Genomic DNA, 18,128 nt, shown 5'->3' with positions numbered 1-18,128 from the left:
ATTCCATTGCGCAGATTGAAAAAAATCGCGATGCTTCTGCTCGCATTCCTGATGATCATGCCGAATCTGCCGCAGCCGGCGCATGCCGCATCCGCGGCCCCCGCCGGCATCAAAGGAATCGGAGCGGGATACCTTCATTCCTTGCTGATTGCCGGAGACGGCACGGTTTGGACGATGGGGGACAACAGTGCGGGAGCACTGGGCAACGGCACAACGGATAATGCATTCCGACCCGTACCGGTGACCAAATTCGACGGTACGCCGCTGGGAAACGCGAAGTTCGTGACGGGCGGAGGCTATTTCTCGGTCGCGCTGCTGAATGACGGCACCGTATGGGCCTGGGGCAGGGGAGTCTATGGGACGCTCGGCAACGGTGCATCGGATAATCAGCATCGTGCCGTGCAGGTAACGGAGTCCGGCGGCGGGCCGCTAACGAATGTACGCAGCATCGCCGCGGCTTACAACCATGTTCTGGCCATCAAGGAAGACGGATCGGCTTGGGGGTGGGGATCCAATTCGAGCGGCACGCTTACCGATTATTATGACGTCATCAATCCCCGGGCCGTACGCATCAAGGCGTCAAGCGGATCTTATCTCAACGACGTGAAGGCCATAGGGGCGGGCGAATATCATTCCGTTGCGCTGCTGAACGACGGAACGGTATGGGCCTGGGGCTACGGAGGCTTCGGAGCGCTGGGCAACGGATCAACGGCCGACTCCGACTATCCGGTACAGGTGATCGATTCTGCCGGACAGCCTTTAACCGGCATTGACGATATCCAAGGCAATCGATTGGGCGGCATGGCTCTGAAGGGAGACGGAACCGTCTGGGCTTGGGGATACAATGAGAATTTTAACCTGGGCAACCCGGGACTGACCTCTTCCAACACGGCGATTCAGGTTCAGCAGGCAGGTTCCTTGCCGCTTACGAATGTAGTCCGGATATCCGGCGGCGGCCGCATGAGCATGGCTCTGAAAAGCGACGGAACCCTGTGGTGGTGGGGCATGCAGAACCGGAACCTCCAAGTCGCGACAAAGCTGCTCGGCGACGCAGATCTATTCGCTGCCGGCGACAATCATGCCCTTGCGATTAAAGCGGACGGTACCGTATGGGGCGCAGGCTGGACCAGCAGGGGAGAACTGGGCATATCGGATGCCAGCCCTTTGGTATATTACACGTCTGCGCTGCAAGTATATCCGGCCCGGACGCAAATCAGCGCCAGTCCCGCTTCCATCGACGCGGACGGGACCAGCAAGACGACGGTCACCGTAACGCTCAAGGAAGGAAGCAACTATAACATCGGCAGGAGCGAAGGGACCGTTCAGCTTAACACGACAGCGGGCACGCTCGGTCCGGTCACCGGTCACGGGGACGGGACGTATACGGCTGAACTGACGTCGTCCAAGACGACCGGAACCGCAACGATTACGGGCATCATTAACGGTTATCCCATGAGCGCCAGCGGCACGGTGAAGTTCAATCCGCTTGGCGCTTCGACCGTCACTTCAACGGTCACCGCGAGCCCGGCATCGATTCCGGCGGACGGCAGCAGTATCTCCACCGTGACGGTGCAGCTGAAGGATAGCAAAGGAAATCCGTTGACGACGAGCGGCGGTGCCGTGCAAATGAAGACGACCGCCGGTACGCTGTCCGGCGTGACGGACCGGAAGAACGGGACGTACACGGCACAGCTGAAAGCGCCCGTTTCCGTCGGTACGGCAACCGTAACGGCGGAGCTGGGCGGAACGCCGATCGCGCAGAAGGCAGCGGTCACGTTCGTCCCGGGAGCCGCATCGGCTTCGGCATCCACGATCAGCCTGGGGCAGAACACGCTCACGGCCGGAAGCGGAAGCACGGCGGTGACCGTCCGCTTAAAGGATGCGCACGGCAATCCGCTGGTGTCCGGAGGCGACGCGGTAACGATCCAGTCCTCGCACGGCACGGCCGGGAGGGTAACCGACCATGGGGACGGGACCTATACGGCTGTGCTGACGGCAGGCACGGCCGCCGGCAGCGGGACCGTCAGTGCCGCGGTGAACGGGGCGACGATGCAGCAGAAGGCCGCGATTCAGATTCTTCCCGCGGGAGCGTCCACGCAAACCTCGGAACTGTCAGCGGCTCCCGTCTCGATCGTTGCGGACGGCAGCAGTAAAACGATGCTGACGGTACGGCTCCGGGATGCCTACGGCAACGCGTTGACGGCTTCAGCAGGTACCGTGTCCATGAGCACAAGCGGCGGCACCATCGGGGCCGTGTCCGACAAAGGCAACGGCACCTATACCGCGACGCTGACCTCGGCCTCTATGACCGGAACCGCTGAAGTATCGGCCAGTTTGAACGGTTCTTTGATCAAACAAACGGCCGTGGTCTCGTTCGTCCCGGGGGCCGCCTCCGCAGACAAGTCCAGCCTTGACTCTGCTTCAGGCAGTCTCCAGGCCGGATCGGGGACCACGACGTTAACCGTAAAATTGAAGGATGCGCGAGGCAATGATCTCGTGACAGGCGGCGATGCCGTGACGATGCAGGCCAGCCTCGGCTCCATCGGTTCCGTCGCGGATCAAGGCAACGGAACGTATACCGCGACGCTGACGGCGCCGACGGCAACGGGCATGTCGGTCGTATCGGCATCGGTTAATGGCGTGAGGCTTGCACAAACGACGAACGTAAGCATCGTGCCCGGCCCCGTGTCTCTGTCGGCATCCACGATCAGCGCCGCGAACGCAAGCGTACCGGCTAACGGAACCGGCACGACCAGGGTTACCGTGGAGCTGAAGGATACGCATGGCAATCGTTTGACTGCTTCGGGCGGTACCGTAACCTTGTCGGCTACGGCAGGCAGCCTGAGTGCGGTAACGGATCACGGCGACGGGACGTACAGCGCGACCTGGACGGCGCCCACGACCGCCGGAACCGCAACGGTGTCGGGTTTTGTCAACGGCTCGGCACTTGCCGGCAAGGCCGTCGTCCGGGCCGAGCTGAACGGCAAGACCGTCACGCAGACGGCGGACATCGCGTATGTTCCGGGCGCCGCTTCCCCGGCAACATCGCTCCTCACAGCGGGGGCGTCCGCGCTCCCGGCTGACGGGTCAAGCGCAACGGCGCTGACCGTGCAGCTGAAGGACGTCCACGGCAACAACCTGACGTCCGGCGGCGACAGGGTGAGCCTGAGCGCGACCGCCGGCTCGATCGGAGCGGTAACGGATCATGGGGACGGCACATACTCGGCCGTGCTTACGGCACCGACGGTTGCCGGTCCGGCAACGATCACCGCGACGGTGAACGGTGCGAAGCTATTGCAGACCGCGTCCGCTGATTTTGAGCCCGGAGCGGCTTCGGCGCGCGAATCGCTGCTGACGGCAGCATCCCCGGCGATGCCGGCTGACGGCGCCAGCACAACAACCGTGACGCTGCAGCTGAAGGATGCCTTCGGCAACGAATTGAAGACGGGCGGTGATACGGTCGTGTTAACCACGACGGCCGGAACGTTGGGCAGCGTTCAAGACCATGGCGACGGCACGTATTCAGCCATGCTGACGGCCGGTACGGTTTCCGGTTCAGCCGTCGTATCGGGTGCCGTAAACGGCGTGCCGTTGGAGCACCCCGTATCGGTGGATCTTCTCGCCGGGGCGGCATCCGCGGCCGAATCGATCATCGAGACGGACAGCAAAGCAATCACCGTGGGCGGCAGCACGTCAACGGTTGTCACGATTCGGCTGAAGGATGCCTTCGGCAATGCGTTGACCGCAGGAGGCGACAAGGTCCTGCTGGAGACGACGGCCGGAACGCTGGGATTGATGACGGATCATCATGACGGTACGTACACGTCCATATTGACGGCCGGCACGGCGGCAGGCGAGGCCGTCATCACGGGAAGTATCAACGATTTGCCGCTGGCGCACACGGCGTCGGTGCAGTTCATGCCTGGCCCGGCTTCGGCGGACCAAACGATATTGTCAGCCGACCGGGCAGTCGTCACCGCTGACGGGCTAAGCCGTTCAATCGTGACGGTACAGCTGAAGGACGCTTACGGAAACGAGCTCCGCTCCGATGCCGGATCGCTCCAGCTTAAGCTGGCGTCGACGCTTGGCCTGCTGACGGAGCCGAAGTACGAAGCGGATGGCCGTTACACGGCCGGCGTTTCATCGAATAGGGCCGGAACAGCCGTCATTGCCGGAACCTTGGACGGCATTCGGATCGCCTCGGCAGTGACGGTATCCTTCGAGCCGGGCGAGCCTTCGGCGCTTCGCTCGACGGTGGATGCGGACCGGACCGGGCTGACGGCCGACGGCAAGCAATCCGCGCGGATTACGGTGCAGCTGAAGGACGCCGCGGGCAATACGGTTCCGGATGACGGCGGGCCCGCGGACATTCGGATTCATTCCTCGATCGGCACCGTTTCCGCGGCCGTATACGAGGCCGAGGGGCGGTACACGGCATCGCTGATCTCAACCGAGGCCGGCATTGCCGTCATTACGGCATCCGTGGACGATAGCGAGCTCGCAGACACGGCGGAGGTCGAATTTCTGCCGGGTCCCGCTTCGGCCGCTGCATCGGAGCTGTCCGCCGACAGCGGGGCAATCCCGGCTAACGGCTCTGCTGCCTCGACGATTACCATCTCGGTGAGGGATGCCTTTGGCAACAACACGGGGAGCGGGGCCGATATCCGGCTTGAAACAACGCTTGGCACCGTGACGGAAGCCACGTACCGCGAGAACGGCGTGTATACGGCGGAAGTCCGTTCAACCGAGCCGGGAGTGGCCGACATTCGCGCCTGGATCGGCGGCGAGCCGATTCGGGATGGCGTGCAGGTGACCTTTGCCGACGGCATATGGTTTACGCCGCCCTCGTACCGACTTCAAATCGGCGAATCGGTGCGCACGGTCGTCGAGGTGACTTACGGGGATGCTACCTCGGACGTAACCGCAGATGCCCGCTTTCAATATGATGATGGGCTGATTCGGGTGGCGCGGGCCGAGGACGGTTCCTGGTATGTCACAGGTCTTCGTACCGGGCGTACCGTCATGCAGGCCGTTTATGAGGCTGATGCCGGAAGGCTGACAGCCGCCGCCCCCGTCACGGTTTATGCCGTGCCGACCGGATTGACCCTGGATGCTTCCCGGTATGAAGTGAGGGAGGGCGAATATCGCCAGCTCCGGGTAACTGCACATTACTCGGACGGCACGTCCTCCGATGTGACCGCGGAAGCTGCATACCGTCTTGCAGACAGAGGCTATGCATCCCTGAATGCAGCGGGCCGGCTGCACGGCATCCGGTCAGGGAAATCGTCCATGACCGTGACCTACGAAGGTTTAAGCACCACGGCCGAGGTTGCCGTTTTGCCGCCGGCTCACTCAGGCGGTGATCCTGGTTCCGGCGGAAGCCCGGGCAACGCCGTCGGCCTGCCGGGCAATGCCGGCGGGGTGAAACCGCCCGCAGGGGAAGATCGCGGTCTCACCGTCGATCTGGTGCTCGACGGGGAATCCGGCCGGACGATCACGCTCGAGCACGAACAACTGAGTTCAGGCCGCATCGTGATTGAAACGAGGGGCGGAACGAAGGAATGGTCGCTGCTCATGAAGCCTGCCGTCGTGGAGCGGCTGCAGGAGCTTGTCAGCGGCGCGGTGTTGGAGTGGCGCACGCCGCAGGGCGTATTAGTCTTCTCACTGGCTGAACTTGGCGAGCTGCCATCGGATTTATCTGCGGCTTTCATCGGGCTCACGATCAGAACGGCCGATGACGAGACGGAGACGAGACTCGTGGAGCTCTCGCGAAAAACGGGAGCGAGTATGCGGCTTAAGCCGTTCTCCGTGTCGCTGAACGCGTGGAAGCCGGACGGAACGGCGCAGCCGCTGGCAGATGGCCGATTATCCGCAACCTTCGCGCCTTCAGAGCGAATTTTGGCCGACGGCCGGTATTTGACGGCAGCTTACCTCGATGAAGCCGCCGGACAATGGAAACACGTTCCGGCCCGTTTCGCTTCGGCCGAGAATGCCCTTCTCACTTTGAAGGCATCGGGAACCTATACCGTTCTGGAGAGGCGCCGCGCATTCACCGACATGAGCGGGCATTGGGCTAAAGCCGACGCCGAACTGCTCGCGAACAAACTCATCGTGCAGGGGACGGAGGGCGGCCGTTTTGAGCCCGGCCGCTCCATCACGCGGGCGGAGCTTGCCGCCATGCTGGTCAGGATGCTGGGGATCCATCCGAGCGGAGCGGCCGCGGTTCCTGCTTCGTTCAACGACGTGGCGGGCCGATGGTTTGCAGCCGACGTTAAAGCCGCCTATAAGGCGGAATTGATCCAAGGGTATGCGGACGGCAGCTTCCGTCCGGATGCGGCCGTGACCCGTCAGGAAATGATCGTCATGATCGCAAGGGCGATGGAAGCGACCGGACTTGGCAAGGAGGCCGAGGGAGCGCCGCTGCAATATGCCGACGATGTCAAGCTTGCAGCATGGGCTCGCGGGGCAGTCAACCGGCTTTCGCAGGCAGGACTGTTGACGGGCGACCAAGCGAACATGCTGGCGCCGGAGCGGGCGGCTACGCGCGCGGAAACGGCGGCCATCCTGGCAAGAATGCTGCAATCGGGCATGTGATCGCAGTATGGTCGGCGGGCGTTAGTGCCCGCCGGCCTTTTTAATTCCATGGACGCATGGAAAGAGAACATCTGGTTGCGTGCGGATATACGCAGCATGGAGAGAGCCTCCGGTTCGTTGGCAAACAACAAACCGGGGGCTCTTTTTGACGACGATAAAGTCATTCGGGCCGGTTCCCATGGAGCATATTGTGCACATCTCGCAAGAATGCCGAACAACAAAAGTATGAAAATTATAAAAAAGGTTGTTTTCGTGGAAAGACCCCTCCACCCGAACGGAGGTATCCTTTTTAGTACAGAGAGGCTTTTCGAACCTTCGGTTGTAAGCGCTCTCGATTTCATTTTTCGGAAAGGGGAACTACCGATGAAGAGAGGATTGCCAGGATTGCTGATCGCGGTGCTGCTCTTGGCCCTGACGGCCTGCAACCTCGCCGAAAGCCAAACCGGCGATGCTGAGAAGGGTTACGTCGGCCTTGCGATGCCCACCAAATCATCCGAACGCTGGGTGGCTGACGGGAAGAACATGGAGCGGCTGTTTCAGGAAAAAGGGTATAAAACCGACCTTCAATTCGCCGAGGACGTGATTGAAAACCAGATTTCCCAAATCGAGAACATGATTACGAAAGGGGTCGACGTGATCGTCATCGCTTCGATCGACGGCAATACGCTGACCGACGTGATCAAGAAGGCCCATGATCAGGGAATCAAGGTCATCGCCTACGACCGGTTGATCCGCAACACCGAGCATTTGAGTTATTATGCCACCTTCGACAATTTCCAGGTCGGCGTTCAGCAAGCCTCCTATATTGAAGAGAAGCTTGGCCTGAAGGAAGGGAAGGGGCCGTTCAATATCGAGCTGTTCGGCGGATCGCCGGACGATAACAATGCTTACTTCTTCTATGACGGCGCGATGTCCGTGCTCAAGCCTTACATGGATTCGGGCAAGCTTGTCGTTCGGAGCAAACAGACCACGATGGCCCAGATTGCAACCCTGCGCTGGGACGGCGCCCTGGCGCAGTCGCGGATGGATAACCTGATCAGCGCCAACTATTCCAGCGAGAATCTGGACGCGGTGCTGTCGCCCTACGACGGGATCAGCATCGGCATCATCTCCTCGCTCAAGGGCGTAGGCTACGGGACGGCCGGCAAGCCGCTGCCAATCATCACGGGTCAGGATGCGGAGCTTGCTTCCATTAAGTCGATCGTGGCCGGTGAGCAAACCCAGACGGTGTTCAAGGACACGCGCCAGCTCGCCGAGCAGGCGGTGAAGATGGCGGAGAGCGTGCTGAAGGGAGAAGAGGCCGAGGTGAACGATACGGAATCGTACGACAACGGCATCAAAGTCGTGCCTGCCTATTTGCTTCCCCCTGTATCCGTTGATGCTTCCAACGTGGAGAAAGAGGTTGTGGAGACGGGCTACTATTCCAAGGAAGAAATCGGATTGAAATAGTCTTTAGGCATGCGAACACGAAAGGATAGGAAGGTGAAGCCAGATGTCAGAGTACATTCTTGAAATGCGGAACATTACGAAAGCGTTTCCCGGGGTAAAGGCGCTGGACCAGGTGAATCTGAAGGTTCGCGAAGGCGAGATCCACTCCCTGTGCGGGGAGAACGGAGCAGGCAAATCCACGCTGATGAAAGTGCTGAGCGGCGTGTATCCTTACGGCAGCTATGAGGGAGATATTCTGTTCAAAGGCAGCGTCTGTGAATTTAAAAACATCAAGCAAAGCGAAGACCTGGGCATCGTCATCATCCATCAGGAGCTTGCGCTGATTCCTTATTTGTCGATTGCCGAGAACATCTACTTGGGGAACGAGCGCGCCGAGAAGGGCATCATGAACTGGAATGAGACGATGACGGGGGCCAAAGAGCTGCTGGATAAGGTGGGGCTCAGCGAGAACCCGAATACGCAGGTGGGCAGCATCGGCGTCGGCAAGCAGCAGTTGGTCGAAATTGCGAAGGCCTTATCCAAGAAGGTGAAGCTGCTTATTCTGGACGAGCCGACGGCGGCGCTCAACGAGGACGACAGCGAGAATTTGCTTGCGCTGATGCTGGAATTCAAGAAGCAGGGAATCTCCTGCATCCTGATCTCCCATAAATTGAACGAGGTGTCGAAGGTATCGGATTCCATTACGATTCTGCGCGACGGCCAGACCATTGAAACGCTGGATATGAGAGGCGGCGAGGTGAACGAGGACCGGATCATCCGCGGCATGGTCGGGCGGGATTTGACGAACCGCTATCCGGAGCGGAGCCCGAAGATCGGGGAGGTCATCCTGGAGGTTAAGGATTGGACGGTATACCACGAGCTGCAAGCAGGCCGAAAAGTGATTGACAACGTGAGCATGAATATCCGCCGGGGGGAGGTCGTGGGCATTGCCGGGCTGATGGGATCCGGCCGGACCGAGCTTGCGATGAGTATTTTCGGCAGGGCTTACGGCCGGAACATCACGGGTACGCTTCGGAAAGACGGCAAGGAAATCCGGAATCAATCCATCAACGAGGCGATTGAAAACGGATTTGCTTACGTGACCGAGGACCGGAAGGAATACGGGCTGATCCTCATGGACGATATCAAACGCAACATCTCGCTGACCGGACTGTCCAAGCTGGCAAAGAACATGGTCATTGATGATCGGGAAGAAATTCTCGTGGCGGAAGACATGCGGAAGAAGCTCAAGATCAAAACGCCGAACATTCTCCAGAAGACGGGGAACCTCAGCGGGGGGAATCAACAGAAGGTTGTGCTGAGTAAATGGATCTATGCTGGGCCCGACATCCTGATTCTGGATGAGCCGACGCGGGGGATTGACGTCGGGGCCAAATACGAAATCTACGCGATCATCAACCAGCTGGCGGATGAGGGGAAGGCGGTGCTTGTCATTTCCTCGGAGCTGCCTGAAATTTTAGGGATCTGCGACCGGATTTATGTCATGAGCGCGGGACGGATGACCGGAGAAGTTGGCAGAGAGCAGGCTTCGCAGGAAACCTTGATGAGATACATGACCAAGAATGGAGGGGCTTAAGCATGGAGACGCTCAAAAAAATGTTTAAAAACAACATCCGCCAATACGGGATGATCATCGCCCTTGTTGTCATTATGATTTTTTTCCAAATCATTACGGGAGGGCTGCTGCTGGAGCCGATCAACATCACGAACCTGATTCTCCAGAACAGCTATATTCTCGTACTGGCCATCGGCATGGTGCTTGTCATCATTACGGGTCATATTGATTTGTCGGTCGGTTCGGTAGCCGCCTTCGTCGGCGCCGTTGCTGCGATCATGATGGTCGATATGCAGCTGCATCCGGTCATTGCCGTCATCGTATCCTTGATCGTCGGCGGTCTGATCGGAGCATGGCAGGGATTCTGGGTGGCTTACGTGAGGATACCGGCCTTTATCGTAACCCTGGCCGGCATGCTCCTGTTCCGCGGCCTGACGATGATTGTGCTGGAGGGCCAATCCATTGCGCCGTTTCCGGGCGGCTTCCAGAAGCTAAGCTCCGGCTTCATTCCGGACTTCGGCAACACCGGCACCAACCTTATCGCGATTCTGGCCGGCATCATCTTTACGGTTATTTTCCTGATCAATGAGCTGCGGGAACGAAAGGCCCACAAAAAATACAACTTCGACGTTCTGCCAAGCGGCTTGTTCCTTCTGAAGCTGGTGCTCATCGCGGCCGTGATCAATGCCTTTACGTTCATGCTGGCTAGTTACGCCGGCCTGCCGAACATTCTGATTCTGCTGCTGGTGCTCATTATCATCTATTCCTTCGTGATGAACAAAACCGTGATGGGCCGTCATATTTATGCGCTTGGCGGCAACGAAAAAGCGGCGGCGCTGTCCGGCGTGAAAACCAAGAAGGTCACGTTCTGGGTATTCGTCAATATGGGCGTCATGGCCGCCATCTCCGGTTTGATTTTTGCCGCCCGCTTGAACGCGGCGACGCCGAGAGCCGGTACGAACTTCGAGCTGGATGCCATCGCGGCGAGCTTCATCGGCGGCGCTTCGGCCACCGGCGGGATCGGGACGGTCTTCGGCGCGATCATTGGGGGGCTCGTCATGGGCGTCCTCAATAACGGGATGTCGCTCGTAGGTCTCGGCATCGACTGGCAGCAAGGCATTAAGGGCCTGGTTCTCCTCGCGGCGGTAGCCTTCGACATTTATAATAAGAAGAAGAGCAGTGCCGCTTAATCTATACGGTGGCGTTATATCATAAAATGGCTGATTCCGGGGTAGAAGGTGCTACCCTGGATCAGCCATTTATTTTGCGTATTGGTTACATTTTGATCGTAACTCTTCGGGTGATCAGCCGAATCAGAATCATTGCAATCAGGATGACGGCCAGGGAGCCTGCGAGCGAAACCGGCAGCGTGACGGAAAAGTCTGTCGTGACCGGCAACCACTGTTCCCATATGGAAGCCAGCTCGAACTGCCACAATGCATCCATGAAGCCGATCAACACGAGGGCAACGGCGATCCATCCCAAGCCGCGAATCCAGCCAAACCGGTAAAATCCGGATCCAATCATCCACCCCATCAGATAATAGATGAAGATTTGGATACCGTAGGAAACGAGCGTCAGCAGCCAGCTGTTGTCGAACTCCTGCAGCAGTCGGGTGCTTCCCGCATCTTGTGATGCAAACAGCGATACAATCCACTGGATCAGAGCCGCGGCAACCGGAAATGCCAGGGACAGATAGACGGCCGCTAAAGCGGAACCACCAAAGAAATCCCGGCGCGTAATGCCGTGTCTTACATAATAGCTCAGAAAACCGTAAGCTGAAATGATGCCGATGACAAGCATAAATCCTTTGGTGGAGCGGTAAGCGATGGAGAAGAAGTCCTCATCTGATATTCCTTCCCGAACATTGATGCCAATGCTGCTGCCGATGCCGGCTCCAATATAGATCAGCAGCACAATCGTTAGAAAACCCAAAGCCCAGCTGCCTTGTTGAATAAACATTTCCGTCGATACTTTGCTTACGGGCGATGACGTCTTTTTCATGCGGAATACTCCTCCCCCGTCAGATGGATAAACAAGTCCTGGAGCGAGATCGGCCCGATCTCAAGTCCTGCCTTCAATGCGGCTGATTGAGATGCCTCGCCCAGATCCCCGTAGACCATGACGGCCTTGGTGGAACCGAGCTGCTGCACGTTGAGCACCTTCATGCCATGGATGAATTCGTCCACCTTGGCCGCGGGACCCGTAATGGATACACCCCTGGACGTAAGGCTTTCATAATCGTCTTGAAGAATGAACCGGCCTTTGTGGATGATAATGACTTCCTCAAACAAATAATCCATCTCCGATACCAAGTGGGTGGAAAGAATGAACGTACGCGGATGTCGTTCCTGGTCCTTCAGCAGTTCCCGGTAAAAAATTTCGCGCGAAGGCGCATCCATGCCGAGATAAGCTTCATCCAGAATGGTAACCGGCGACCGGCTGGCGAGGCCGATGCATACGTTAAAAGCGGACTGCATGCCTTTGGAGAGCTGCTTGAGCTGTTTATCCAGGGGCAAATTGAATTTGCGGGCAAGCTCCAGGGCATAAGCCGTATCAAAATGGGGCCGGTACCTGGCAACGGATTCAATCGCGGCCTTGACCTTGTCCGTCTCCTCTTTATAGTCGACATCGTAGATGTAGGAAACTTCCCTCATGATTTTGGCATTTTCGAAGGGCTGCTCGCCGCCAATCGTAACCGATCCCGACGATGGTTCGCGAAATGAAGCCAGGATCGACAGGAGCGAGGTTTTGCCTGCGCCGTTGCGACCGAGGAGACCGTAAATTTTGCCGGCCGGGAGGCGGAGGGAAATATCGCGGACGGCTTCGACGCTGCCGTATGTCACCGATACCCGATCTAACTGTACATCAAGATTCATGGGGGTCACTTCCTTTTAACTGGGTTATGATTTGAACAAGCTCATCCGTGGACAAACCGAGTTTGTCCGCTTCCTGTACCATAGGCACCACATAATGTTCCGCAAATGCACTCTTTCGGGTCCGGAGCAGCATTTCCTTGGCCCCCTCAGCAACAAACATGCCGACACCTCGCTTTTTATAGATGAGTCCGGAATCAACCAGCAGGTTGATGCCCTTCAACACCGTAATGTGATTGATTTTGTAAAATTGGGACAGCTGCGTCGTGGAAGGAACCTGTTCACCTTCAAGCAATTGGTCATTGACGATCTGGTCCTCGATCTTTTCCTTGATCTGGATGAACAGGGGCCTATTATCTGGATGCACGGTACCGCTCAATAAGAATCACCACCTTGCCTTCATTGTCCTGTAAAGGTTATATGCTTATATATATAACTATATAACCAAAACGTGAACGGCATGTCAAGCATTTGGTTGAATATCACACATCCATTGAGTCGCTTTAACAGCGAACAACGTCAAAAAAGGCCGGCCAGAAGGATCTGGTCGGCCTTGATTTATTCACTGATGCGTCAGTCGTATTGGAGTATAACTAGAGTATGCTATGCGAACCTCGATGCTCAATAAAAACAAATAGAAATATCATTTCATTTGGCTTCCGAATACTGGGAAGCGTCCATGGGAGGGAGCTTTCCCCGTTTCAAATCACGGATCGATAATCCAAAATCGATTTGCAGATGCGGATAATCCGGAAAGTTGGCCCAATCTCCGCCCCACTGGAAGCCTAAATCCTTTGCAATCTCCACGACTTCCATCCAGTCGGCCTTGCCGTTTCCGTTCCCGTCGTATTCCATATCCCAGATGACGCTGCCATCCTTCAGCCTCAGCGCAAAATCAATGGCGAGCCCGTAATTGTGGAGGGATTCCCCGGCCTTGGCATTCGTCACGATGCTGCCCTCGGTGCTGCGGCCCTGATTGTAGATGCGGGTCTGCTCTTCGTGGCTCCGGTAACCGTCCGTTATGACAATCGTGATCCCTTTTTTCTTGGTGAGACGGACAAGCTCATTCTTTTGCTGCAGTACATAAGGGTGGAGCTGGGTGATTTCAGGGGATTCTTTGCTATTAAAATCAAAATCGAGATCGTTGATAAATCCCGGTATGGCGCTTTGCAGCTGCATGTAGAATATGGCGAGCAATAAGGCAACAACAAGGAAAAGCGTCGTTTTTTTGCGTTTGATCATGCGGACTCTTTAATCTACCTACTTTCATATGATGGCTTACTCTATTATATCGGCATCCCGCCCCGCATTCCAGCAGACCGGATATCACGCCCAGATACCGGAATGAATAGCAATCCATGGTTTATCGCATCCTATTCATAAAAAGGACTTGGTCCGGAAATGGGGAATAACGAATGAGCAATATTCAAAACATGTCGATGAGACTCAATCAGCTATCCAGCCAATTGGCTGCTGCAGGGCAGAACGGCCGCATGGACGAAGTCGGGATGATCGTGAACGAGCTCGGCGGGATCCACGCCGAGCTTCAGAATGCGCAGGCTGCGGTCACGCCTGAAACTTCTTCCGCCGTGCGACAGGAGCTGGTAAACTGCAGGATGGTGCTGCATGGGATGATGGGGGCGGCGCAGGATATCCGAACCGCTGCGGCGGAGCAGTACCGACAGGTGCTGGGCGAGAATAAAACGATGTTCGAGCAGCTGGACGAGGCCGCGCAGCAGAGCGACTATGCGCAAGCCTATCAGTATCGCCAGCTGTTCAAACAGATGGATCAAGTCAGCCAGCAGCTGCATCAGCTGGATGGCTCGATGCTGGATGCAGGGTACCAAATGGAACGGGCGCAAACGGCCGGCGGCGGCCTGAACGGGGCAGTGGCTATCGAGGAACTGACTTCAAGCACGGACGACAGCGGAACGATGATGTAAGCATGCCTGGAAGGATGCGCGGGTCAGAATTTTTCTTAATGCAACGAAATCATGATGGAAGCTGCAGTATCCGTTCCATAAGGATGCTGACAGCTTCTTTTTTGCTATTGAAAGAAAACTCTTTTTTAATATATAATTAAGGAGAAAATATTCTTTTTTGTCCAGATAGAGAGAAATGAGGGATGTGGAATGGCAAGAGTAGGCCCAAGACTGAATCAATCCAATACGCTGCTGATGATATCAAGCATTTATTCTTCCCTGACCAAGACGGAGAAAAAAGTGGCTGATTACGTAAAAGGTTTCCCCGAGGAAACGGTCCTTGCCACCGTTACGGATCTGTCCGAGAAAGCAGGGGTCGGAGAGACCTCCGTCATTCGATTCTGCCGCAAGCTGGGGTTCCGGGGATTTCATGAGTTCAAGCTGTCCGTTGCACAGGACTTGGTGGATCGTCCCCCATCCGTAGTCGATACCTCTATCGATGAGCAGGACGATTTGATGACGGTGGCTCGCAAGCTGACGATGCAGCATGAAATTTTACTGAAGAATACGCTGGATCTGGTGAATGCCGACAATCTGAGGATGGCGGTTGATAAACTGCTGGCCGCAAACAAAGTGTATGTCTATGGCGTAGGCTCTTCAGGCATAACCGCCCTGGATTTGCATTATCAGCTGATGAGGCTGGGACTCAATGTGGAAGCGCACCGGGATTCTCATATTATTGCCATGTCCGCTTCATTGGTCAAGAAGGGCGATCTCGTATTCGCCATATCCACTTCCGGAAGCACGCGCGACCTGGTGGATCCGGTGAAGGAAGCGAAGAAGAATGGAGCGGACGTCATCTGCTTGACCGGGCACCTGCGCTCCCCGATTGCCACATACGCAGATACGGTGCTGCTCGTGTCTTCCCGGGAAATGCCGACCGAGGGCGGGGCACTGGCGACAAAATTCATGCAGACGTATATGCTGAACATTCTTACAACGCTCTTAACGATGAAAAAAGAGGATGCCTCGGAATCGTTGAAAAAAACCGCAAGTTCCGTTGCGGATAAGCTGTACTAGTGAATCGATTCCTTGAATCGATTCACATATTCATCATCGGCTCGGCGAAAGCGGGGTGATCTTTCGTTCGTTTTTTAAGGATCACAGAAGGGAGTGTTACCTTGTTATGGGTTACGCCATCGGCGTTGATATTGGGGGGACGAAAGTCCAATTTGCGGTCATCGATCGAGGGGGGGAGATCATAAACCGGCATCGGGTGCCAACCGAGGCCCATAAAGGTCCAGAGCAGCTTATGCACAAAGTGCTGCTTGGCATCGACATGATGATGAAATCGGCCGGCGCTGAGGGAGAGGTGCAAGGGATCGGCATCGGCAGCGCAGGCCAGATCGATTTTCGGGAAGGGACCGTTCTATACGCGGGAGATACGCTTCCCGACTGGACAGGGACGGCAATTAAACGGCTGGTAACACAGCGTTATAACACTCGCGTGTATGTGGACAATGATGTCAATGTCATTGCGATGGCGGAGAAGATGTACGGGGTTGGCAAACACTGCGATAATTTTGTGTGCTTGGCTCTTGGCACCGGCATCGGCGGTGCCGTCATGGAATCAGGACGCCTTCTGCGAGGCGTCTTTGGCGGGGCGGCGGAGCTCGGCCATGTTAGTGTTGACATTAACGGCCCTCGCTGCAGCTGCGGAAATAACGGATGCATCGAGCTGTATGCCTCCGGAAGCGGGATTGCCAGAATAGGCCTTGAAATGCAAAGAAATGAAAGCGTTTCATATGCATGGAGGCCTAATTCCCGGGATATTATTCGGGCTTGGCATCAGAATGATCCATCCGCCACGGCGGTCATGCGGGTGGTCATCCGGGCGCTGGGAGCTGCTGTTGCCGGGTATATTCATGCCTTTAATCCGGAGGTCGTTGTGATCGGAGGCGGGGTTGCGGAATCCGGTCCCCGTTTTTTGCAGGAGCTCGATCAGGAAATCGATGCCCGAACGTCTTCGTATATGAGAAGCTGCTGCCGGATTATGGCTGCGAGTTTTGGCAATGACGCCGGCGTCATAGGAGCGGCGGCCCAAGTATGGTTTTACGGTGAGATGGAATGTATGCAATACGTCATATAGGTGGATCATTTCTCCAAAACGATTCAAATAACTAAAAAATATTTTTAATGTTGATCTAGGCGTAATTATCATGAAATATCCTAGATGCAGCAAGGATTATGATTATAATCCTTGCTTTTTTTATGCCCGGATAAAAACAAAAACAAGAAAATTAAGGATTGACGAAAGAGTAATTATCCATTAATTTCTGTTTAGAAGGAATTTTTCTTCAGTTATGAAATTATAAAACCATGAAATGTTGGAGGGTGAGTCATTTTGAAGAAGCACTATAGAAAGAAGTCGTTTCACGTTTTGCTTATGCTGCTCTTAGCCTTCTCCACCGTATTAAGCGCATGCTCCGGAGCGGGCGGCACTGGCGGCAAGGCCGGCCAGGACGGCAAGGTTGAAATTCAATTATGGAGTTCTGCCACAGCAGAAAACGCGAAGCCGATTGAGGATGCTGTAGCGAAATTCAATGAAAGCCAGGACGACATCGTAGTCAAGACACTCAGCAATCAGGATCATCAGAAACAACTAACCGCGATTTCGGGGGGCAGCGCTCCGGATCTCATCGTAACGCAGTGGAATAACATCGGACCTTGGTCTGCTGCCGGTGCGGTGCAGTCGCTGGAGGAATTCATCAAACGGGACGGATTCGACACAAGCCAGATCATTCCTGCGGCGCTGGATCGCATGAAGGTCAACAATGATATCTTCGGGTTCCCGATTTCCATGAGCATGGCCAATAAATTGTTTTACAACAAAAAGGCGTTCGAGGAAGCAGGACTCACGGCTCCGCCGGAGACGCTCGAAGATCTGCTCGAATATTCGAAGAAGCTGACCAAGAAGGACGATAAAGGAAATATAACGCAGATGGGCTTTATACCGGATTACCCTTGGATCGATAACGTGTTTTGGCCGATCATCTTCAACGGCTCATGGGACGACGGCAACGGGAAGCTGACCGCGAACCAGGAAGCGAATGTAAAGGCCATTGATTATCAAGTGAATTATTATAAGGAATTCGGGCAGGAGAGCATCGATAAATTCAAATCGGGCATGGGCGGTCTCGAAACTCCGCAGGATCCGATCCTGACCGGCAAGCTGGCCATGATTATCGGCTGGGAGAACTGGTATGTCAAGCATCGCGGCGAAGGCAAGGAAGTCGGCGTAGCGCCATTCCCTTACCCAGCAGCCAACCCTGATCTTAAAGGCTCCGGCATGGTTAGTCCGATCGCCATGTTCATTCCATCCAAGGCGAAGCATCAGGAAGAGGCGTGGAAGGTGATGCAGTACCTGCTCGGTGAGGACGTTCAGATTGAATACAGCATCCAGAGCGGCTCTATCCCCGTTCTAATGAAAGCGCTTGATAATCCGAAGCTGACGGAGAACCAAGAGGTGAAGGAACTTTGGGACTATTATGAAAGTGCGAAAAATCCGAATTTGAAGGGCTTCCCGAACAGCATTTACATTAACGAATACTTGCAGACCTTGAATGAAGAAACGGAGAAGGCGCTCAAAGGACAGATAAGCGCTCAGGAAGCGATGGATAATGTCGTGAGCAAGATGCAGCCGATCGCGGACAAAAAATAATCTTGATGATG

Annotated in this window: 12 protein-coding genes; 8 read left to right on the top strand and 4 right to left on the bottom strand. The window is 55.8% G+C overall.

What is annotated here, in order from left to right; genetic code table 11:
• Positions 1-6 precede the first annotated feature (6 nt).
• The 4 genes from RB298_RS32030 to mmsB all read left to right on the top strand — a co-directional run bounded on the left by RB298_RS32030 (position 7) and on the right by mmsB (position 10,788).
• On the top strand, positions 7-6,594 hold the full coding sequence (locus RB298_RS32030; protein ID WP_486050349.1) for an invasin domain 3-containing protein: 6,588 nt from the start codon (positions 7-9) through the stop codon (positions 6,592-6,594).
• Positions 6,595-6,957: 363 nt separating this feature from the next.
• A complete protein-coding gene (chvE, locus tag RB298_RS32025; RefSeq protein ID WP_036662480.1) occupies positions 6,958-8,043 on the top strand; it encodes a multiple monosaccharide ABC transporter substrate-binding protein in 1,086 nt (361 codons plus the stop codon).
• 43 nt (positions 8,044-8,086) lie between these two features.
• Positions 8,087-9,619, top strand: coding sequence for a multiple monosaccharide ABC transporter ATP-binding protein (gene mmsA, locus RB298_RS32020; RefSeq protein WP_486050347.1), 1,533 nt, complete (start codon positions 8,087-8,089; stop codon positions 9,617-9,619).
• 2 nt (positions 9,620-9,621) lie between these two features.
• Positions 9,622-10,788, top strand: coding sequence for a multiple monosaccharide ABC transporter permease (gene mmsB, locus RB298_RS32015; RefSeq protein WP_009591707.1), 1,167 nt, complete (start codon positions 9,622-9,624; stop codon positions 10,786-10,788).
• A gap of 85 nt (positions 10,789-10,873) precedes the next feature.
• On the opposite strand, the gene RB298_RS32010 is transcribed toward mmsB, so the two are convergent.
• The 4 genes from RB298_RS32010 to RB298_RS31995 form a co-directional block, all read right to left on the bottom strand.
• Positions 10,874-11,602: a Tat pathway signal protein gene (locus RB298_RS32010; protein WP_213580498.1), complete on the bottom strand. Its 729-nt coding sequence runs from the start codon at positions 11,600-11,602 to the stop codon at positions 10,874-10,876.
• Entirely contained in the window at positions 11,599-12,477 is an 879-nt protein-coding gene (locus RB298_RS32005; RefSeq protein WP_486050344.1) for an ATP-binding cassette domain-containing protein, read from the bottom strand. The genes RB298_RS32010 and RB298_RS32005 overlap by 4 nt, the downstream gene beginning before the upstream one ends.
• The gene (locus RB298_RS32000) at positions 12,467-12,853 is read right to left on the bottom strand and encodes a GntR family transcriptional regulator (RefSeq protein ID WP_009591591.1); all 387 of its coding nucleotides are present in this window, start codon (positions 12,851-12,853) and stop codon (positions 12,467-12,469) included. Before RB298_RS32000 ends, RB298_RS32005 begins: the two co-directional genes overlap by 11 nt.
• A gap of 269 nt (positions 12,854-13,122) precedes the next feature.
• Positions 13,123-13,716: a M15 family metallopeptidase gene (locus RB298_RS31995; protein ID WP_486050342.1), complete on the bottom strand. Its 594-nt coding sequence runs from the start codon at positions 13,714-13,716 to the stop codon at positions 13,123-13,125.
• A gap of 173 nt (positions 13,717-13,889) precedes the next feature.
• Between RB298_RS31995 and RB298_RS31990 the strand changes: the two genes are divergently transcribed.
• The 4 genes from RB298_RS31990 to RB298_RS31975 all read left to right on the top strand — a co-directional run bounded on the left by RB298_RS31990 (position 13,890) and on the right by RB298_RS31975 (position 18,117).
• Positions 13,890-14,417 carry a hypothetical protein gene (locus RB298_RS31990; RefSeq protein WP_213580500.1) on the top strand — a complete coding sequence of 176 codons (528 nt, stop codon included), beginning with the start codon at positions 13,890-13,892 and terminating at the stop codon, positions 14,415-14,417.
• 189 nt (positions 14,418-14,606) lie between these two features.
• Complete coding sequence (locus RB298_RS31985) at positions 14,607-15,476, top strand: MurR/RpiR family transcriptional regulator (protein WP_036662487.1); 870 nt, start codon at positions 14,607-14,609, stop codon at positions 15,474-15,476.
• A gap of 106 nt (positions 15,477-15,582) precedes the next feature.
• Positions 15,583-16,545 carry an ROK family protein gene (locus tag RB298_RS31980; protein WP_452517286.1) on the top strand — a complete coding sequence of 321 codons (963 nt, stop codon included), beginning with the start codon at positions 15,583-15,585 and terminating at the stop codon, positions 16,543-16,545.
• A 255-nt stretch (positions 16,546-16,800) separates the two neighbouring features.
• The gene (locus RB298_RS31975; protein ID WP_096775298.1) at positions 16,801-18,117 is read left to right on the top strand and encodes an ABC transporter substrate-binding protein; all 1,317 of its coding nucleotides are present in this window, start codon (positions 16,801-16,803) and stop codon (positions 18,115-18,117) included.
• Positions 18,118-18,128: the final 11 nt, after the last annotated feature.

The organism is Priestia sp. BR_2, from assembly GCF_041954005.1.
GTDB classification, from domain to species: Bacteria; Bacillota; Bacilli; order Paenibacillales; family Paenibacillaceae; genus Paenibacillus_AQ; species Paenibacillus_AQ lautus_A.
Note: the sequence above shows the minus strand (reverse complement) of the source record. Positions and strands in the feature narration are given on the sequence as shown.